Here is a 19,461-nt window from a genome sequence, read left to right as displayed (position 1 = left end):
TGGGTTGGGCAGCCCTTCTACCAAAATGTATCACCGAATAAAAGACTTTTTCGAATCCATTACAAATTTTGCATCAAATATTGATACAATTTAATCATGCAATCCAAATCGAAAAAAGAGGCTTTTTCCGAAGGCGTATGGGGATTTTCCTCCCCGATTCCGATAAAACACCAATCGATCGGATAGGGACTCATTTGGATTTCCCGCCCATCGCTCCCGCCGGCTGCTTCCACTTCCAGCTGATAGGGAACTTCGCTCTCCTCCGCCAGGCGAATTATTTCGTTCAGAAACGTTTTCCGGGGAATAAAACTGTCCCGAAGGGATATCACTGCTCCCTGATGCAGGTGTACGCCGTCCGTAATCCAGGTAACATCCGCTATCAGTGCCTGTTTGATTGCCCAATTTTCGTAGATAAACCGGATTAGAAAGGGCATGGAACCACCTCCATGTTCTTCGTAGGTAGTAAATGCAACGATACCGTTCTCGAGGGTTTCACAGAGTTTGAGCAGGGCATACAGGCCTAACCGATTGTCCAGGTAGGCCGCCTCAATGGTTCCCGCTGCCATCCGAATGTCTTGCTCAAAAGACAAAAGCGTCCCGCGCTGAATAGCGCGCGGAAAGTCGTGGTATACATTCCCTTGCTGCTCCTGAATCCGGCAACGAATGGCACCTACGGCATCTTCTCCCTGAAGCCAGGTACCAGGAATCACTTCCGGTCCACCTACCGGCACCAGTTGGTTTTCGTACCTGCTCGTAAAGCCTACCGTATCCATGTGTGCAAATGCAGCCGTTTGGGGATTTCCAAAAACCAACAAAATATTTTCATGAAATTCATTTCCAAAAAAAATTTTTGGTGAAACATTCCATGAACTTCTTCGTTTCACAATGTGGTTGATTAAACAATCGGATATTCTGGATTCGTCGCCCGATACGCTATTTATTAGCAGAATTTCTTTCAATAAATCGTCCATTGGCATAGTTTATGTTAAAATATTTTATAAATTTCGGGTTCAGAATCCTTTTTATGGAAACAATTGAGATAGATGTTTAAAGTTCCCGTAAATTAATATACATTTGTAACACATACCGAGTAAAAACTAGTAGCAATCAAAATCAATTAAAACACTGAATGTTGTAAAAAATTTTTTATCATGAAAAAAATAATACTATCAACACTAATGGTTGGTGCTTTAGCGATAGGTGCTAATGCTCAAGACGACTTCAACAAATGGTCCATAGAAGTTAATGGAGGGTTCAATAAACCAATGGCGCCAATCACGCCGGGATATTTTTCTCCGACATTAAATCTAGGCCATGTAGATCTGGGAGCCAGATACATGTTTAACGAGAAATTTGGAACCAAACTTGATTTTGGTTTTGGTAGCTTCAACAATGCAAGCGATACACCGGATTTCTCTTCAAACTACTACCGGGTAAACCTTCAGGGTGTAGCCAATCTTGGACGTATCATGAATTGGGAAACCTTTTCTCAGACGTTCAATCTATTGGGACACTTCGGAGGTGGAATCGGAAGGTTGACACCCCAGGAGAATCAGTGGGCTGATTTTCAGGACAACCAATACAATATTATCACGGGAATGACTCTACAGGTCAGACTTAGTGACCGTATCGCCTTAAATGGAGATATCACCAATATTGTAGCCGGTCGTCAGGACGTAGCCTTCGATGGCGCTTCGTCCATCAACCCCGCTACTGATAACGGATACTATGGCGCGAACGCTGTGTGGTGGACCGGAACAGTTGGATTGACTTTCTATCTGGGCAGCAATGCGACACACGCAGACTGGTACCTGAGAGAAAGCAAGTATGCTACCAAAGAAGAATTGGCAACGCAAATCGGTGAAATCAAGGACATGCTGAAAGACTCCGATGGAGACGGTGTTCCGGATTACCTGGACAAAGAGCCAAACACTCCTGCCGGCGCCCGTGTAGATTCCCACGGTGTAACCATGGATTCCGACGGTGACGGTATTCCTGACCACGTGGATAAGTGTCCCTTCGTTCCTGGCCCTGCTTCCCTTGACGGATGTGCGCCTGACGATACCGAAGAGATCGATTACCTGGCGAAGGCTATAAATGACGGGTACGTGAACGTGTACTTTGCTTTTGACAGCGCAAAGCCACTTGGTTACTCTGCATCTGCAGCTCACTACGTTTCTAACTTCATGAAGCGCAATCTAGGTGTTCAAGTAGAGCTGAAAGGCTATGCTGACGAATTAGGTCCTGAGGACTACAACATCAAGCTCTCTGAGAGACGAGCTAAGTCTGTGTACGATCTCTTGATCGCCTCCGGAGTTTCCGAATCCAGACTTTCGTACAAAGGCTACGGTGAAGATACCAGCGTTGATAAGTCATCTGCTGATGCCCGTCAAATGGCCAGAAGGGTGAGCTTCGAGATCAAATAAAACGAGAAAAACATTGAAATAGTAAAACCCGATCTGTCTGGATCGGGTTTTTTTGTTTTACTTTGTTTTGTCATGTTCATACTAACACAAAAAAACTCCATAGCCAATCAATTTCTGGCAGAACTCCGGGACGTTTCGGTTCAGGGGGACCGCATGCGTTTTCGGAAAAATCTGGAACGCTTGGGAGAGATCATGGCCTATGAGATTTCAAAATCGCTTCCCTACACCCCCTCAGAACTATCTGGACCCTTTGGTAACGTACAAACCGAGATACCCGCAGAACAGCCCGTGATTGTCTCGGTACTTCGGGCAGCGGTCCCTTTTTACCAGGGGGTGCTCAATTTTTTTGATCGGGCCGACAGTGGATTTATTGGTGCATACCGCGTAGAAAACCACCCCAATGAAACGGAAATTTCAATCCGTCTGAATTACCTGGCTGCCCCTTCGTTGGAAAACAAAACGGTGCTTTTGGTCGATCCCATGTTAGCCACTGGAAAGTCCTTTGTGAAGAGCACTCAACACTTGATAAGCCACGGAAAACCGAAAAAGATTGAAATTGTAAGCGTAATAGCTGCACCGGAAGGAGTCGATTACATACAAAAAAACCTGAACATTCCTCACCGTTTTTGGACGGTGGCACTCGATGAAAAATTAAATGCACAATCCTACATCATTCCAGGGCTCGGGGATGCCGGTGATCTCGCTTTTGGGCCTAAACTTTAATTGATTCGTACTACATGAGTTACTTGTTGTTAGCAGTAGGACTGCTGGTATTGCTGTTTGGCGGAAAATTTCTGGTGGATGGAGCATCTTCCATCGCTTCCCGTCTTGGGTTAAGTCCTGGACTTATTGGTCTCACCATTGTGGCCTTTGGTACCTCTGCTCCGGAACTATTGGTGAGCGTGACGGCTGCCTTGAAAGGATCGAGCGATATTGCCATTGGAAACGTAGTAGGAAGTAACATATCGAACATTACGCTTGTTCTGGGCATCAGTGTGCTTATTTTTCCCATCTACATTGAAAAATCTACCCTTCGATTGGACTATCCGTTTACCCTGATCAGTTCCCTGCTTTTTTTCGTTTTCGCCTTCAATGGCCTCATTTCGTTCGTAGAAGGGATGGTTCTCTTGTTTTGTTTTGTCGCACTCAATTGGTACTTCTTCAAAACGATTGAGCGGGTAGAGTTTTCGGAAGCAGATGCCGAAGCCATGAAAAAACAACCAGTCTGGCTGGCAATCCTACAGCTGGCAGGAGGCGCAGCCGGTTTGTATTTCGGATCGGACCTGGTGGTGGAAAACGGGACCCAAATCGCACAGGCCCTGGGCATCAGCGAGCGAATCATTGGAGTGACCATTATTGCAATTGGCACCAGCCTCCCGGAACTGGTGACGTCGGTTCTTGCTGCCATAAAAAAAGAAACGGCATTGGCACTGGGAAACATCCTGGGAAGCAACATCATGAATGTTTTCTCCATCATCGGCTTTACGGCGGTGATCAAACCCATACCCGTTACTCCGGACTTTATTTATTCGGATTTTATCTGGATGCTTGGATTTACATTACTGCTATTTCCCTTTATGCGAATCAATTACGTGATCTCCCGTGTCAATGGGGCGGTATTGCTAGTAGGATATGGTATTTATTTATACCTATTGATCGCATGAGCGAGTACCTGGTTACTTTTTTGGGCATCTATTTCCTATGCCTGTTTAAATTCATCGCAGGCCCGCTCCTGGGCTCTGCAGCTGGTTTCGGACTAGGTGAAATTGTAGTCGTTACGGTGTCAGGTATGATGACTTCGGTTGTGTTGTTTTCTTTTTTGGGCGAGTGGTTTAGAAAAAACTGGGGTTTGATCCGACGAAAAAAACCCAAACGCTTTTCAAAAAAGACGCGCAATATCATCCATGTCTGGCACAGGTTTGGTATTTGGGGCATCGCATTTTTGACGCCGGTAGTGCTTACGCCAATCGGAGGTACGGTAGTACTCACCTCCTTTGGAATCGCCAAACGAAAAATCCTGTTCAGCATGCTGGTGAGTTCGCTTTTTTGGGCCATTACTTTTGGCCTCAGCATAGAGCGGCTGTTAGAAATCCCCTTCTTGAAAAATCTCTGGCTATAAATGGAGATTTATACCAGCAGCGGCATCGCTCAGGTTTTTGCCTTGCTACTCCTGACACCCCACACCGCTCCAACAAAAAAAGGCTGCCTTTATACGTTTAGACAGCCCCTTTTGTGAATCAGCTCCAGTGTCAATTTATTGCACCGCCAATATTTCTGCTTTGAACCAAACGGGAGTAAAGGGCCTCACCAGATCGATCTGCTCCCCCCTCTCTACCAAGTCCGCTCGGATCGCTTCGGGAAGAATTTGAATGGAATTTACGTAGGAGGCAAAAGAGGTGGCCAGCACTTCGATCTTTTCATCTGGCAAAACGCCCTTCAGGCCTTCGTTCAAAAAGGTCAATCCCGAACTGCCTATGGAAATGGTCGTGGGTTGATTGGAGGTGTAGGACTCGAAAGCAGGCGCTGCCGCTCCCAATTCGAACAACTCAAAATCAAACGAGACATTGCTCCCCAGTTTCGATTCGGTTTTGGTTTCGTCTCCTACTTCCACGCTCCGGAAATAAACCCCGTCGGCAACTTCTTCAAACCCCTCCAGTTCGTTTTCCTCGATGAAGTCTTGAATCAGTTGTTCCTCCCGTTGCTGAAGCTCTTCTTCTGTATATTTCTTGACAAATTTCAGCTGGATTACCAGGTTTGAAGCAGGTAGGATCAATTGCTCATACCCATAATTCCCAAAAGCCAGGTAGGATGGGGTATAAAGCATCATTTCTTCCCCTTCCCTTGCAAGACCTGCGGCGTAGGTGATGGCGATAGGCCACAAGCCATCCTGGCTATAGTTAAAATATTTCGGTTCCTTGGATTCATCCAGGTAGGAATCGATCAACTGACCGTCTATAGTTTTGATTTCATAGTAAATACCGATGTAGTCTGCATTGACAAACTGAGCGGCGTCCGGCTTTTCCTCCGTTTTTTCGTAATAAAACCCTGCTTGCGCCTTGGTTGCATTGATATTATTGGAGGAAATGTACTCCTCCATTATCAAATTGTCCCGGGTGATGGACTGATCCAGATCGGTTTCGGTTTCTTCTATGCAGGAGGTGAATAACATGGTGGAAAGCCCTAAAAGCCAGCCAAATCTGTTGGATAAAATCATGGTAAAATAGCTAATTTAATGGATATGGTTTATTTATTCTTTAGGTTGAAATTCATGCGAAGGTTTACTCCACCGATGGAAAACTGTTGGTTGGCAAAGGTAAGGTTGCTTAGCGGTAGTTTGTAAAACGGCTCCAGGGAAAAATAAAATTCGTTGTTTAGCTTGTATTCGTACCCAAAGGAAATGTTCAACAAACCCGCCAGGTCGGCGTTACTTTGGTCGGAAGCAGGTGTATTGATGGTACTGAATTGTTGCACATTTGGCGCGTATTCCAACGTACCACTCATGCTATTGGCGGTGAACAAGGACTGGGTTTGCACGGTTTCCACGGTGTTTTGCTCCAAATAAACCATGCTGGAAAGTCCGGTAATGAGGTAGATACCCGTCTGTTTTTTGTCGAATACCTTGTATTTCAGGTTAACGGGAATATCCAGTGATGCAAAATTCAATTGATAGTCGGTATCAATGATGTTGCTATTCGTGCGCGCATCAAAACTAGGGGATGCATGCTGCCGGAGCGGTTGGAAATTTTGCGGCGAAACACGTTGGCTTGCATAGGCCAGACCTACATCCAGTTTTAGTCTCTTGGTCAGCGATATTTCAGACATCAACCCTGCTCCCAGATTCATGCCTGATACCGGGTTGGAGTTGGCCTGAGGGCTTACCATCAGGCCAACTTTCACTGCACGAGATTCGGTGGGTACCTCGTTGGCCTCCGGTACTTCCTCGGCTGTTTTCCACCGGTCTACCATTTGTTGGGCCTCGGACTCGGAAATGCCTTCCTTCTGTTCGGTTTGCGGAATGGATTCAAAAAGAAAATCGGAAGCGACTTTTTCCGTCACTACCGCCTGAAAATCCGCCCATGCGTCTCCAAAGGCCATGGACCAAAAACCCGGATCTCCTGCATCAGTTTCGGGCACTGCTTCCACTTTTCGCTTGTCGTTCGATTCCGGGCTACCTTTTCGCGCTGGAATGGCTGTTGGAGCCAAGGCAAGGGCAGGGCCTTGTTGACCGTTTTCAGCTGGCTTCTCACTGGAGGAGGTGGGCGCGGTTGAATCAATGACAGCCTGACTATTTTCCTCAGAAAACAGCGGATCCTCTATCGAAATGGAGTCTGTCAAGGCCCGCACCTTCTCTTCAATAATTGCTTGTTCGGGGTAATACAGGAAGAAAAAGAGCAGACTGGCGGCAATTCCTGCCCCCAGAAAGGGCCATAAAACAAGCCAACGCCCGCTTTTTTTGGGCTTGAAATAGGCCTTCGAAAACTTTTCCCAAGCCTGTGGATCAAAGGGCTCTTCATGGCTACTGAAGGAGGCTTTGATCTTCTCCACAAGTTTCTTATCGAACTGCTCCTTCATTTTTTATTTGATTGATTGCAATAATTTTTTCGCGTAATTTTTCTTTGGCTCTTGCCAGGTACGTTCGGCAAGTACTAGCGGGCATTCCCAGTTTTTCTCCAATTTCATTGTGCTTGTACCCCTCAATTTCATACATGTTGAAGACCAGGCGCAAGGTTTCGGGAAGCTCTCCTAACGAGCGAAGGATGTCTTCTTTTGACAACGCATCTATGATGTCCGGATCGTAGGTCACGGCATTGGCCTTTTCGATATCCATCGCCGCGTAATGTTTTAAGTTTTTTCGGTAATAATCCACCGACGTATTGATAATGATCCGTCGAAACCAGGCCTTAAACGAATTGTCGATTGAAAACTGATCCAATTTATCGAACGCTTTCATAAAGCTGTCGTTGACGATTTCACAGGCCTCCTCCCTACTTCCGGAATACCGAAGCGCGACACTCATGGCATAGCCATAAAAGTGCCGGTAAAGCCTTTCCAACGAACTCCGGTCCCGTTTTTGCGCTTTTTGTATGAGGTCTTTCTCCAAAAGCCTTTCGTTAATACTAAGTAGGTTCATTATCCTGACGCAATCCCTGAAAGAAACGCTACAGGCAGACAAAAATTTTTCTCTCAGGTTCCATAAATCGGCGAAGCGGCTATTCATTTGGGGCGAAAAGCCTGGCTGAAGATGCTTACCTGCCAAACCGATAAATCAAGCCCATAATAACCGGATGCGTATTGTCCGCTCCAGTTGGCCTTTGTTTGTTAGCATAATCTGATTATTTTTAGACCTGCAACGGTAACAATGCGTACAAATTTAGCGTTTATTTTCCTGATCATCTATGAAGGTTAAAATGAAATACTTACTTATTCTGGCTCTGGCGTTGCTGGCCACGCATCCATTGCTGGCACAACGCGGTGAGGCGGGTGACTACGACTACGATCAGGAGGTACTGTTTGGAATCAATAAAAATACCAATGGAGGATTAATCGGCGGTGTCAGCTTCAAATTGGGCTCCCGTATCGGTGATAATTTGTTTCAATTTTTCAATCTGGAATTGGCAAACGTAAAAAACCCGAAAGAGGTCCGATACAATACCGTTTTGGGAAACAGCTACATCTTTGGTAAATCCAATTACCTGTATGCCATTCGCCCCCAATACGGTAGAGAGGTGCTTATTTTTAAGAAAGCCCCCCATCAAGGCGTCCAAATTTCCCTGTTGGGTGCCATTGGTCCATCCATCGGCCTGATTGCTCCGTATTTTATCGAATATTCGCTCAACCGCACCGAGACGGTACGCGAGCAATACGATCCTGCCGTGCACCAAAGTCGATTCAACGTGTTGGGCCCAGGCAGGCTTTTTGAGGGAATCGGGGATTCCGAGATTGCCTTTGGTGGAAATGCCAAGGCAGCCATGACCTTTGAATTCGGGTTTTTTAAATCGAACGTAACCGGGGTGGAACTGGGTTACCAATTAGAGGGTTTTACCAAAGAGATTCCTTTGATGCCCACTACGGAAAATCGGCAGGTTTTCCAATCCGTCTACTTTACCCTCTTTTACGGGTTTCGGCGGTAGCAAATCGGGTTCCTTTGGGATTCCTGCCTATTTCATTAATTTTGGACCGAATAAAACATTCGATATGATAGAACTGCCGGTAATAGCTGAAGCACAAACAAAAAAGAAAAAACCAGACTGGCTCCGGGTAAAGTTACCCATAGGCAAAGAATACGCAAAGGTGCGCAAACTGGTGGACGAACACAAACTGCACACCATTTGTGAAAGTGGAAACTGTCCCAACATGGGCGAATGCTGGGGCGCCGGAACGGCGACCTTTATGATACTTGGAAACGTTTGTACCCGCTCATGCTCCTTCTGCGCCGTGGCCACCGGAAGGCCTCCGGAATACGATGAGGACGAGCCGCGCCGGGTAGCCGAAGCCATCAAGCTCATGCAGGTAAAACATGCCGTCATCACCTCGGTAAACCGGGATGAGCTAAAAGACCGGGGAGCGGAAATTTGGTACCAAACCGTCACCGAAACCAAGAGACTTTCGCCAGAGACGACCATTGAAACCTTGATACCCGATGTAAAAAGCAACTGGGATGCCTTGTACCGCATGATTAGTGCAGGCCAGGAAGTAGTTTCCCACAACATGGAAACCGTCGAACGCCTGTACCGAAGGGTACGCCCCCAAGCCAAGTACGCGCGTTCCCTGGAGCAAATAAAGCTAACCAAAGAATACGGCAAACGAACCAAGACAGGTATCATGCTAGGATTGGGGGAAACCAAAGAGGAAGTGCATCAGGCCATGGATCATTTGGTCGCGCATGGATGCGATATCTTAACACTCGGTCAGTACCTGCAGCCTACCAGCCGCCACATTGAAGTGGCGGAATTCATCCACCCGGAACAGTTCGAAGCCTACCGGGAAGCCGGACTGGAAAGAGGACTCAAGTACGTAGAATCCGGACCATTGGTTCGATCCTCCTACCACGCAGAGAGACACGTCAATGTCTAGAAAAAAGCGGTTCTTTTTCACAGGAACCGCTTTTTTTTGGGATTTTGTCGGCTAAAAAGCAGATAATGGTTTATTTTTTGTAATTTAAGGATGTCCTTATTGACATACACGGTTTTAATTTGGCATCACAATGAATTTCAACAAACTATATACGTTGCTATTTCTGGGGTTATTGCTGATTTCCTGTTCACCTAAGACCATCGGGGGATTAAGCAAGGAGGAATACGCTTCCTGGAAACAGCAGAAAAAAGAGCTGACGCCGGAAGGGTACAAAAACCTGGTGGAAACTAACGAACAGCTCGCTGAGGAAAATCGCAGTTTCTCGGAAAAAGAGGCGAACCTGAATCAGGTCATTGAAGATAAGAACAATGAAATCAGCCGCTTAACGCAACAACTTTCCAGAATGGGAACGCAAGCGTCGGGAGACCGCCCGGTAGCGGACACAGAAACCAATCCCTGGGATCGTGGAGTGGTATTCAAGGTCCAACTGGCCGCATTTGATGACTATGACCTGCGAGAGCTTACCGAAAATGGCAGCGACCTCAAAATTATCGACCAGGACGGCTACATCAAATACGTGCTGGGCCAGTTTCGGGACTACGAGATGGCCGATGCATTCAAGAAAAAACTACGCAAAATCGGCGTAAAAGAAGCCTGGATCGTGCCGTACAAGGACGGTGAACGCGTCCCACTTAAGGAGGTACTTACCGAGGTGATTGAGTAATTTTAAGCGGCTAGCCTCCTGATGTTTGGGCATTGCTTTCGTTTTTTAGCGAAGATATGGGAATTTTTTGCCCTGTCCGGCCTGTTTGTTTTGTAATTTACCCCAGTATGGATTTTAGATGGAAACGTAAACACAAGGCGCTAGAAGAGACCGTCGAACGCCTGAGCAGCGATATCAACGTAAACCCTACCCTTGCGAACATGCTGGTAAATCGGGGTATAGCGGATTTTCAGCAAGCCAAAGATTTTTTTCGTCCGGACCTCGACAAACTACACGATCCCATGCGCATGAAGGACATGGATCTGGCTGTAAACCGACTCGTCAGGGCCATTGAAAACAACGAGCCCATTTTGGTATATGGCGATTACGACGTGGACGGGACCACCTCTGTCGCCATGTTTTACAGTTTTCTTACCTCGTTTTACCCACACGTGGCCTTTTATATCCCCGATCGGTACAAAGAAGGGTACGGTATTTCGGAAAAAGGCGTTCGGTATGCCGCAGAAAACAAGTTCAAGCTTCTGGTGTCCCTGGACTGTGGCATTAAAGCCCTGGACAAAATCGATTTGGCTAATGAATTGGGGGTGGATTGTATCATCTGTGATCACCACACCCCCGGCGAGCAGCTTCCCAAAGCCATCGCCGTTTTGGATCCCAAACGCGAGGATTGCTCCTATCCGTACAAAGAACTGAGTGGCTGTGGGGTGGGCTTTAAATTGGTTCAGGCCTTCTCGGAATTCACCGGGCGAAGTCAGGCAAACCTGTACTCCTACCTGGACCTGGTCGCCATCAGTATCGCTTCGGATATCGTCCCCATCACCGGGGAGAACCGTATTCTCGCCTACTACGGACTGGACCGGATCAACAATAACCCAAGGCCCGGAATCAAAGCGTTGATCCTTAAGGGCAAAGTCGAAAAGGACATCGACATCACCGACATTGTATTCAAAATCGGTCCGAGGATCAACGCCTCCGGTCGCCTGGAACATGCCAAAGCTTCTGTGGAATTACTCATTGCTTCCAGCCTTGACGAAGGCGTCCGAAGGGCCGAGCTGGTTGAAGATGTCAATGCTGCCCGAAAAAATTTCGATGAAAACATCACCCGGGAAGCGTTGGAAATGATCGATACCCAGGAACAAAATGGCAGCTCCAAAAGTACCGTGCTGTTTAAAGAAGATTGGCACAAGGGGGTTATCGGCATCGTGGCTTCCCGCTGCATCGAAAAATATTACCGGCCTACGATCATCCTCACCGAATCCAATAACAAGGCCACCGGCAGCGCACGCTCCGTTTTCGACTTTGATATTTACGAAGCCATCGCTGCTTGCAGCGATTTACTGGAGCAATTTGGCGGACATAAATACGCTGCCGGACTTACCTTATCCGTCGAAAACGTCCCCGCCTTTCAAAAGAAATTTGAATCCATTGTCAGCGAACGAGTCAGTGAGATTCACTTAAAACCCATTCTTGAGATCGACGAGGAACTGATTTTGGATCAAATTAACTACCGGTTTTACAACATTTTAAAGCAAATGGCTCCCTTTGGTCCGGGCAATCCGGAGCCTGTTTTTTGCGCAAATCAGGTACATGCCGAAAACGTGCGGGTTTTAAAAGACAAACACCTCCGGTTTGAAATCATTCAAGACGGACAAAATACCCGTCCCGTCTGTATTGGCTTCGGATTTGCTAAGTACTACGAGTTGCTAAACAGTAAAATGCGTTTTAATATCGCATTCGAAATTCGAGAAAATACCTTTCGCAACACCAGCAGCCTCCAATTGTACGTAAAGGATATCAAATTTGACTAACAATGATATTAAGGGCAGAACACCTGATCAAGATATACAAGAAAAAAAAGGTGGTGAATGACATCTCCGTCTCCGTAGAACAGGGAGAAATTGTCGGGCTATTGGGGCCCAACGGAGCCGGTAAGACTACGTCGTTCTACATGATCGTGGGCCTAATCAAGCCTAACGGCGGAAGGGTCTTCCTGGACGGAGATGACATCACCTCCCTCCCCATGTATAGGCGGGCAAAACTGGGAATCGGCTACCTGGCTCAGGAAGCTTCAGTTTTCCGGAAACTCACGGTAGAAGAGAATATCCTGGCGGTATTGGAAATGACCAGCTTACCTAAAAAGGAGCAAAAGGAAAAAGTGGATCAGCTTCTGGAGGAATTCAGCCTTACCCATGTACGGAAAAACCTCGGCATGGTGCTCTCCGGGGGAGAACGGCGACGAACCGAAATCGCCCGGGCACTATCGGTGGACCCCAAGTTTGTGCTTCTGGACGAACCCTTTGCCGGAGTAGACCCCATTGCGGTAGAAGAAATCCAATACATCGTTGCCAAACTTAAAGACAAAAACATCGGGATCCTGATCACCGACCACAATGTAAACGAGACACTTTCCATCACCGACCGTGCTTATTTAATGTTTGAAGGTCGGCTACTCAAAGCCGGTACTGCCGAGGAACTCGCTGCAGACGAGCAGGTCCGAAAGGTTTATCTGGGCAAAAACTTTGAGCTAAAAAGAAAAATTTAAACGGAAATCCCCCACATGGAAGTCATCAATACCTTTATGACCTGGATCTTTAAGAACCGGATTGGTCAGATTGAAAAATTCAAAAACAACCCCCTCGAAATCCAGCACGAGATTCTGTTTAAATTGATCTACACCGCCAGAGACACCGAGTTTGGTAAAAAGCATCATTTCAGGCAAATTTCCTCGTACAAAGATTTTAATCAGTGGGTGCCTATGCACGACTACGAAAGCATCATGCCTTATATCGAACAGACGATGAAAGGCCAGCAGAACGTGATATGGCCCACCCCCATCCATTGGTTTTCCAAGTCCTCCGGTACTACCTCCTCCCGCAGTAAATTCATACCGGTATCGCCGGAGAGTTTGGAAGAATGCCACTTCAAAGGAGGAAAAGACATGCTTTCCCTCTACGTAACCAACTATCCCAATACCAAACTTTTTACCGGAAAAAGCCTGTCTATTGGCGGCAGCCTGCAAACCAACCCGCTGGATTACAACAAAAGTAGTTCCTATGGCGACATCTCAGCGGTCATTATGCGCAACCTACCCAAATGGGCACAATTGGCCCGAACGCCCAGCCTGGAGGTCGCCCTCATGAGTGAGTGGGAGGAAAAAATCGAAAAAATGGCCGAGGAAACGATTGGCGAAAACGTAACCAGCCTAACTGGCGTGCCTACCTGGACGCTCGTTTTGATCGATAAAGTTCTCGAAAAGACCGGAAGCAGCAACATTCTGGATGTCTGGCCCAACCTGGAAGTGTTTTTTCATGGTGCAGTGGCCTTTGGTCCCTACCGAAACCTTTTTCAGAAACTCATCCCTTCGGAAGGAATGCATTACATGGAAACATACAATGCCTCCGAAGGTTTTTTTGGTATTCAAGACCAAATCGACAGTGACGAACTGCTGTTAATGCTCGATTATGGAATTTTTTACGAATTCATCCCTATGGAAGAACTGGAGCAGGAGCAGCCTACAGTCATTCCCCTGGATGAGGTAGAAGTGGGGAAAAACTATGCCTTGCTGATTACGACGAATGCCGGACTCTGGCGCTATAAAATTGGGGACACCGTGAAGTTTACCTCCATCCGGCCCTATCGTTTCAAAATTTCCGGACGTACCAAGCACTTTATCAACGCATTTGGCGAAGAACTCATCGTAGAAAACGCTGAAAAAGCCATCGAAAATACGTGCAAAATCACCGGAGCCAGCATTAGCAACTTTACCGCAGCACCCGTGTATTTTGGCGATAATCAGGAACAGGGTACACACGAGTGGATCATCGAGTTTGTGCATTTCCCAGAGGACCGCGAGACCTTTGTTCGAATCCTGGACGAAGAGCTGCGTGCAGCCAATTCAGATTACGATGCCAAACGCTACCGCGACATGGTACTCAAATTACCGATCGTCCACCTGGTCGAAGAGGGATTGTTTGAGAAATGGCTCAAATCCAAAGGGAAACTCGGAGGACAAAACAAAGTACCGCGGCTTTCAAATAACCGGGATTACCTGGATGAAATTGTCCGGCTATTGTAAGCCCGGTTACCGGGCAGCGAACAAAATTAAATTCTATTCCCGGCAATTAAATAAGGGAGCTGCGGGAGGCGTAACCAAAGAAACGGCGACAAAACCAACCGGCAAAAACCAGCTAATTACGCGGCATTCAGCGAATGAAAAAAGCAAGCTTTTTTTATCCACATTTTCTTCCAGTTATTCACATCGAGTGAATACCCTTATTTATTCTACTGTTTTTCAGGCATTTATATAGTTAAAAAAATCGTTACTTTGTGGATAAACTTGAAAAATTATAATTTTTTTGCATGATGGGTCAAACGAAAAGGTGGATAATCAGGCTTCCGAAATTTTATTTTCTTGCGCCATTTTTTCACTCCCGTTTTTTTGCTTCCTCCCAAAATACGTCCATTTCAGCCAGACTCATATCCGCAAGTGATTTTCCGGAATTTCTGGCTGCTTTTTCCAAAAATTGAAACCGGTGGATGAATTTTCGGTTGGTACGTTCCAGTGCCTCCTCCGGATTGATATCCAGGAATCGGGCATAATTGATCAGAGAAAAGAGCACATCTCCAAATTCGGCCGCCACTGCATCTCTGTCCCGCTCCCGCTGATCCATGGCCTCTTTGAATTCCTGTAGTTCTTCCTGTACTTTCTCCCAGACCTGCTCGTCGGCTTCCCAATCAAATCCTACCCCACGTGCTTTCTCTTGAATCCGCATGGCTTTGATCAAAGCAGGAAGCGACTTGGGTACGCCTCCCAGGACACTTTGGTTTCCCTTTTCCTTAAGCTTGATTTTCTCCCAGTTCTGTTTGACGGCCTCTTCGTCCTTCGCTTCCGTCTCCGCATAGATATGCGGATGCCGTCTGATCAGCTTCTCGTTTAGCTGCCGAATCACCGCCCCAATATCAAAAGCCCGCTGCTCATCACCCAGTCGCGCGTAAAAAACAATGTGAAGCAACAAATCCCCCAACTCCTTCTTAACTTCTTCCAGATCGCTATCGAGGATGGCATCCGATAACTCAAAGGTCTCTTCGATCGTCAGGTACCGGAGCGTCTCCATGGTCTGCTTTTTATCCCAGGGACATTGCTCCCGCAGTTCATCCATAATGGTCAACAATTGATCAAAAGCTGTCAGTTGGGATTTCCTCTTTTCGGACATAGGTATAAAATTGCTAGGAAACTTATACGTCGGTAGGAACGTTTTGAAAGTAATACGTAAATTTGCAGAAATAAATTTGATATGACAACTGTATATTTAACATTGGCATTCCTGGCGATTTTTTTCATTTTGATGTCTGTAAGGCTTATTTTCCTTAAAAACGGACAGTTCAAAGGAACCTGCGCCTCTCAAAACCCCTACCTAAACAAAGATGGGGGAACCTGCGGCTATTGCGGAAAAAAAGTGGATTCCGACGCTTCTTGCGGCAACCCCGACAACGAGGTGGACAAGGTAATGGCCCGGTTTAAATAAGAAGGATGCCCTGGCAGATGCAAATGGACCTACTTTTACACATTCTTTTATAAATTTCTTTTACGTGGCATTAATCAAATCAATCTCAGGTATACGGGGCACCATCGGTGGGAAACCCGGAGAAGGCCTGACTCCGCTGGATATTGTAAAATTTTCCGCCGCTTACGGCGCCTGGGTCCTGGAAAATTCCGATCAGAAAAAAATTGTTATCGGCAGGGATGCGCGCTTGTCCGGAGAAATGGTTGCGCAACTGGTAACCCAAACCCTGCTGGGGATGGGACTGGATGTGGTCGACCTGGGCCTAAGCACTACCCCAACCGTAGAATTGGCCGTTCCCAGAGAAAATGCCGGAGGGGGAATCATCGTGACCGCCAGTCACAATCCCATTCAATGGAATGCTTTAAAGCTTCTAAATAAGCAGGGCGAGTTCATTTCTGACAGCGAGGGTCAGGAAGTCTTGCGAAAAGCAGCAACGGATGACTTCCTATTTGCAGAAGTTCGCAAGCTGGGAACCTATAGCAAAAACGACGACTACCTCGACTACCACATCCAGCACGTACTTGACCTCGACCTGGTGGACCGGGAAGCAATCGCCGAGCGAAAATTTAAAATCATTGTTGACTGTGTGAATTCTACTGGAGGTTTAGCTGTGCCAAGGCTGCTAAAAGCCCTCGGCGTGGAACTGGTGGAAGAGCTGTTTTGTGAACCCAACGGGGAGTTTCCTCACAATCCTGAGCCCCTTCCCGAGCACCTGCGGGATATTTCACTAAAGCTGGAAAATGGAAATTATGACCTGGGCATCGTGGTCGACCCGGATGTGGATCGCCTTGCCTTTCTAAACGAAGACGGGAGCTTCTTCGGCGAAGAATATACGCTCGTGGCTGTGGCGGACTACGTACTCTCGCAAAAAACGGGCAACACCGTTTCCAACCTGAGCTCCACACGGGCCCTTCGGGACGTCACCGACAAGAGGGGCGGGCAGTACCAGGCCGCGGCTGTGGGCGAGGTGAATGTCGTTAATCAAATGAAAGCTACGGATGCCATCATTGGCGGTGAAGGAAATGGAGGGATCATTTATCCGGAATCTCATTATGGCCGAGACGCCTTGGTGGGCATTGGCTTATTCCTGACCCATCTGGCTAAGTTTGGAAAAACAACCAGTCGACTTAGGGCCAGCTACCCCAATTATTTCATCTCAAAAAACAAGATTGAACTCACGCCTACCATCAATGTGGACGGTATCCTTGATCGAATCAAATTGAAGTACCAGAAGTATCCGATCAACACCCTCGACGGTGTAAAGATCGAATTCGACAAGGAATGGGTGCACCTGAGAAAGTCCAATACCGAACCCATCATTCGTATCTACTCCGAATCGGAAACCTCCGCAACTGCCGACCACCTCGCCAACAAAATCATGTTGGATATCAAAGAAATCATTGCCGAGAAAAGCTAATTTCCGCCCCCCTACGCATGGCCAGTATGCCCTCGATCTATTTAGACAATGCCGCTACAACGCCCCTGGACGAACGGGTATTGGAGGCCATGATGCCGTTTTTTACGGGTAACTACGGAAACCCTTCCTCGGTACATGCCCACGGCAGAAATGCACGGGTGGAACTGGAAAAAGCCCGAAAAAAAATCGCTTCCCTGCTGTGCGTTAGTCCCGGGGAAATCGTTTTTACCTCCGGCGGTACGGAAGCCGATAACACGGCCCTCCTGGGAGCGATTTCTGCCTATGGAATTCAGCAAATTATTAGTTCCCCGTTGGAACACCACGCGGTTTTGCACGTGGTCGAGCAGGCCAGCAGGAGGCTTGGCATTACCCTATCTTTGCTAGACGTCGACGCAAACGGCTCGGTGAATCTGGAACAACTGGAGCAACTTCTCCAAAAAAATCCCCGCTCCCTGGTATCCCTCATGCACGGCAACAACGAAATTGGCAACCTCGCCGACCTGGCTGCCGTGTCGCAATACTGTCGGGAACACGGAGCCTATTTTCATTCGGACACGGTTCAAACCGTCGGCCACTACCCGCTTAATTTACAAGAGCTGTCCGTCGATGCCATTGTTGGATCGGCCCATAAATTTCACGGACCAAAAGGAGTGGGATTTCTATACATCAATAAAGCTAAAAAAATCCCTCCCCTAATCGAAGGGGGCTCTCAGGAACGGAATCGTAGAGGGGGTACCGAAAACATTGCCGCAATCGCCGGCATGGCCAAAGCCATGGAAATCGCCCAGGAAAACCAAGAACAACACCGGCAGCAGGTTTCCGCCCTGAAAGATTATTTCATACGGCAGCTTCAGCAAGCCATACCAGGAGTCACCTTTAATGGCTTGTCCGGGGATCCATCCCGGAGTCTGTACACCGTCCTTAACGTCGGTTTTCCTCCCAATGAAGCTACCCGTGGCATGCTCTTGTTTCACCTGGATCTCGCGGGCATTTCCGCATCCGGAGGATCGGCTTGCAGCAGTGGTGCCCGATTGGGTTCCCATGTCCTGCAAGCGCTGGGTGCGGATCCGGAAAGAGAAAACGTACGGTTTTCCTTCAGCCGCTTCACTACGCATGAGGAAGTGGATTACACCGTCACTCAGCTAAAAGGACTTTACCCGGGCCAATAGGTTAGGAAAAAAAGAACGGCCTCACCGAAAAGGCAGCCGAGCCAGGTCCACATTGCCTCCCGATAAGATAATTCCCACCTGCTGCCCCTGAAAACGGGATTTATTTCGCAATACCACGGCAAGAGGCACCGCGCAACTGGGCTCTACCACCAACTTCATTCGTTCATAGATCAATTTCATGGCAGCAATGATTTCATCATCACTGACCGTAAGGATGTCCGTGACGTAGCGGGATATGATAGCGAAATTTATTTCTCCCAATGAAGTCAACAATCCATCCGCGATGGAATTTGCCTGTTGCAATGGAATCCGTTTTCCGGCCAGGAAGGACTTTTGAGCATCGTCTGCACCTTCAGGTTCTGCGCCGATCACCTTCGTTTCGGGCGAAAAAAAATGGGTCGCAAGTGCCGTCCCGGAAAGTAGTCCTCCACCTCCAACCGGCGTCATCAATACATCGAGGGACAAGCCGGATTCAACGATTTCGTAAGCGCAGGTAGCTTGACCTTCTATTACATCCCAATGGTCATAGGGAGGGATAAAAACCGCTCCATAGGTGGACACAACGGACCGAAGACCTTCCTCCCGGGCCTGCAGGTTAGGCTCACATTCGAAAATCAGTCCTCCGTATTCTCTCACGGCCCGTTTTTTTATTTCCGGAGCAGTAGCGGGCATCACGATATAGGCCGGGATTCCAGCTGCGGAGGCAGCCCGTGCCAGGGCCGCAGCATGGTTACCGGAGGAGTGTGTAGCTACTCCTTTCTCCCGTTGGGAAGGCTGCAGCTTTAGTACCGCGTTTGCCGCTCCCCTGGCTTTGAAAGCGCCCACTTTCTGAAAATTCTCACACTTAAAAATCAACTCACATCCTGCAAGCTTGTTGATAGCGGATGAACGCATCAGCGGCGTCCAATGCACGAAGGCATCGATTCGCTCACGCGCTTCAACGATGCTGTGTGAATCAATTTCCAGCTTCTTTTTCATAGGCTAAAAATGCATAAAAATCCAAAAGCGGCAAAGACTTTGGTTGAATCTTTGCATCCAGAAATCCGTGGGATTCCCTTTTACCCGCTAACAAAATCCTTATATTGAG

19 protein-coding genes are annotated in these 19,461 nt (G+C 47.5%); 13 read left to right on the top strand and 6 right to left on the bottom strand.

Annotated elements, in window-relative coordinates; all coding sequences use genetic code 11:
• Window positions 1–59: 59 nt before the first annotated feature.
• A complete protein-coding gene (locus BMW71_RS10995) occupies window positions 60–971 on the bottom strand; it encodes an aminopeptidase (RefSeq protein ID WP_317041139.1) in 912 nt (303 codons plus the stop codon).
• A 180-nt stretch (window positions 972–1,151) separates the two neighbouring features.
• Here BMW71_RS10995 and BMW71_RS10990 point away from each other — a divergent pair, with 180 nt between their 5' ends.
• From BMW71_RS10990 to BMW71_RS10975, 4 genes are all read left to right on the top strand, one after another.
• Window positions 1,152–2,426 carry an OmpA family protein gene (locus tag BMW71_RS10990; protein ID WP_092173610.1) on the top strand — a complete coding sequence of 425 codons (1,275 nt, stop codon included), beginning with the start codon at window positions 1,152–1,154 and terminating at the stop codon, window positions 2,424–2,426.
• Between the two features lie 72 nt (window positions 2,427–2,498).
• Complete coding sequence (upp, locus tag BMW71_RS10985) at window positions 2,499–3,149, top strand: uracil phosphoribosyltransferase (RefSeq protein WP_092173606.1); 651 nt, start codon at window positions 2,499–2,501, stop codon at window positions 3,147–3,149.
• Window positions 3,150–3,163: 14 nt separating this feature from the next.
• Window positions 3,164–4,090, top strand: a complete 927-nt coding sequence (locus BMW71_RS10980; RefSeq protein ID WP_092173603.1) for a calcium/sodium antiporter — start codon at window positions 3,164–3,166, stop codon at window positions 4,088–4,090.
• A complete protein-coding gene (locus BMW71_RS10975) occupies window positions 4,087–4,545 on the top strand; it encodes a hypothetical protein (RefSeq protein WP_092173601.1) in 459 nt (152 codons plus the stop codon). Before BMW71_RS10980 ends, BMW71_RS10975 begins: the two co-directional genes overlap by 4 nt.
• Before the next feature lie 135 nt (window positions 4,546–4,680).
• Here BMW71_RS10975 and BMW71_RS10970 read toward each other — a convergent pair whose 3' ends face one another.
• Genes BMW71_RS10970 through BMW71_RS10960 form a run of 3 tightly spaced genes read right to left on the bottom strand, consistent with a single transcriptional unit; the run spans window position 4,681 to window position 7,527 of the window.
• Complete coding sequence (locus BMW71_RS10970; RefSeq protein ID WP_092173598.1) at window positions 4,681–5,640, bottom strand: FKBP-type peptidyl-prolyl cis-trans isomerase; 960 nt, start codon at window positions 5,638–5,640, stop codon at window positions 4,681–4,683.
• Between the two features lie 29 nt (window positions 5,641–5,669).
• The gene (locus BMW71_RS10965) at window positions 5,670–6,998 is read right to left on the bottom strand and encodes an outer membrane beta-barrel protein (RefSeq protein ID WP_092173595.1); all 1,329 of its coding nucleotides are present in this window, start codon (window positions 6,996–6,998) and stop codon (window positions 5,670–5,672) included.
• A complete protein-coding gene (locus tag BMW71_RS10960; RefSeq protein ID WP_092174818.1) occupies window positions 6,979–7,527 on the bottom strand; it encodes an RNA polymerase sigma factor in 549 nt (182 codons plus the stop codon). Before BMW71_RS10960 ends, BMW71_RS10965 begins: the two co-directional genes overlap by 20 nt.
• A gap of 307 nt (window positions 7,528–7,834) precedes the next feature.
• Between BMW71_RS10960 and BMW71_RS10955 the strand changes: the two genes are divergently transcribed.
• From BMW71_RS10955 to BMW71_RS10930, 6 genes are all read left to right on the top strand, one after another.
• Window positions 7,835–8,557 carry a hypothetical protein gene (locus BMW71_RS10955; protein ID WP_241684824.1) on the top strand — a complete coding sequence of 241 codons (723 nt, stop codon included), beginning with the start codon at window positions 7,835–7,837 and terminating at the stop codon, window positions 8,555–8,557.
• A 64-nt stretch (window positions 8,558–8,621) separates the two neighbouring features.
• On the top strand, window positions 8,622–9,500 hold the full coding sequence (lipA, locus tag BMW71_RS10950) for a lipoyl synthase (protein WP_092173590.1): 879 nt from the start codon (window positions 8,622–8,624) through the stop codon (window positions 9,498–9,500).
• A 130-nt stretch (window positions 9,501–9,630) separates the two neighbouring features.
• Entirely contained in the window at window positions 9,631–10,224 is a 594-nt protein-coding gene (locus tag BMW71_RS10945) for an SPOR domain-containing protein (RefSeq protein WP_092173588.1), read from the top strand.
• Window positions 10,225–10,331: 107 nt separating this feature from the next.
• A complete protein-coding gene (gene recJ, locus BMW71_RS10940; RefSeq protein ID WP_092174815.1) occupies window positions 10,332–12,032 on the top strand; it encodes a single-stranded-DNA-specific exonuclease RecJ in 1,701 nt (566 codons plus the stop codon).
• A gap of 2 nt (window positions 12,033–12,034) precedes the next feature.
• Window positions 12,035–12,766, top strand: a complete 732-nt coding sequence (gene lptB / locus BMW71_RS10935; protein WP_092173585.1) for an LPS export ABC transporter ATP-binding protein — start codon at window positions 12,035–12,037, stop codon at window positions 12,764–12,766.
• A gap of 15 nt (window positions 12,767–12,781) precedes the next feature.
• Window positions 12,782–14,299, top strand: a complete 1,518-nt coding sequence (locus tag BMW71_RS10930) for a GH3 auxin-responsive promoter family protein (protein WP_092173582.1) — start codon at window positions 12,782–12,784, stop codon at window positions 14,297–14,299.
• A gap of 349 nt (window positions 14,300–14,648) precedes the next feature.
• On the opposite strand, the gene mazG is transcribed toward BMW71_RS10930, so the two are convergent.
• On the bottom strand, window positions 14,649–15,437 hold the full coding sequence (mazG, locus tag BMW71_RS10920; RefSeq protein WP_092173577.1) for a nucleoside triphosphate pyrophosphohydrolase: 789 nt from the start codon (window positions 15,435–15,437) through the stop codon (window positions 14,649–14,651).
• An 81-nt stretch (window positions 15,438–15,518) separates the two neighbouring features.
• Between mazG and BMW71_RS10915 the strand changes: the two genes are divergently transcribed.
• The 3 genes from BMW71_RS10915 to BMW71_RS10905 all read left to right on the top strand — a co-directional run bounded on the left by BMW71_RS10915 (window position 15,519) and on the right by BMW71_RS10905 (window position 18,374).
• Window positions 15,519–15,749, top strand: coding sequence for a hypothetical protein (locus BMW71_RS10915; protein WP_092173574.1), 231 nt, complete (start codon window positions 15,519–15,521; stop codon window positions 15,747–15,749).
• A gap of 64 nt (window positions 15,750–15,813) precedes the next feature.
• Window positions 15,814–17,205: a phosphoglucosamine mutase gene (glmM, locus tag BMW71_RS10910; protein ID WP_092173572.1), complete on the top strand. Its 1,392-nt coding sequence runs from the start codon at window positions 15,814–15,816 to the stop codon at window positions 17,203–17,205.
• Between the two features lie 26 nt (window positions 17,206–17,231).
• A complete protein-coding gene (locus BMW71_RS10905; protein WP_092174812.1) occupies window positions 17,232–18,374 on the top strand; it encodes a cysteine desulfurase family protein in 1,143 nt (380 codons plus the stop codon).
• 21 nt (window positions 18,375–18,395) lie between these two features.
• Here BMW71_RS10905 and BMW71_RS10900 read toward each other — a convergent pair whose 3' ends face one another.
• Window positions 18,396–19,352 (bottom strand): pyridoxal-phosphate dependent enzyme, encoded by a 957-nt coding sequence (locus tag BMW71_RS10900; protein WP_092173569.1) that lies wholly within the window; start codon window positions 19,350–19,352, stop codon window positions 18,396–18,398.
• Between the last annotated feature and the right edge of the window lie 109 nt (window positions 19,353–19,461).

The sequence above is a fragment of the Cyclobacterium xiamenense genome, assembly GCF_900109255.1.
Taxonomy (GTDB): domain Bacteria; phylum Bacteroidota; class Bacteroidia; order Cytophagales; family Cyclobacteriaceae; genus Cyclobacterium; species Cyclobacterium xiamenense.
Note: the sequence above shows the minus strand (reverse complement) of the source record. Positions and strands in the feature narration are given on the sequence as shown.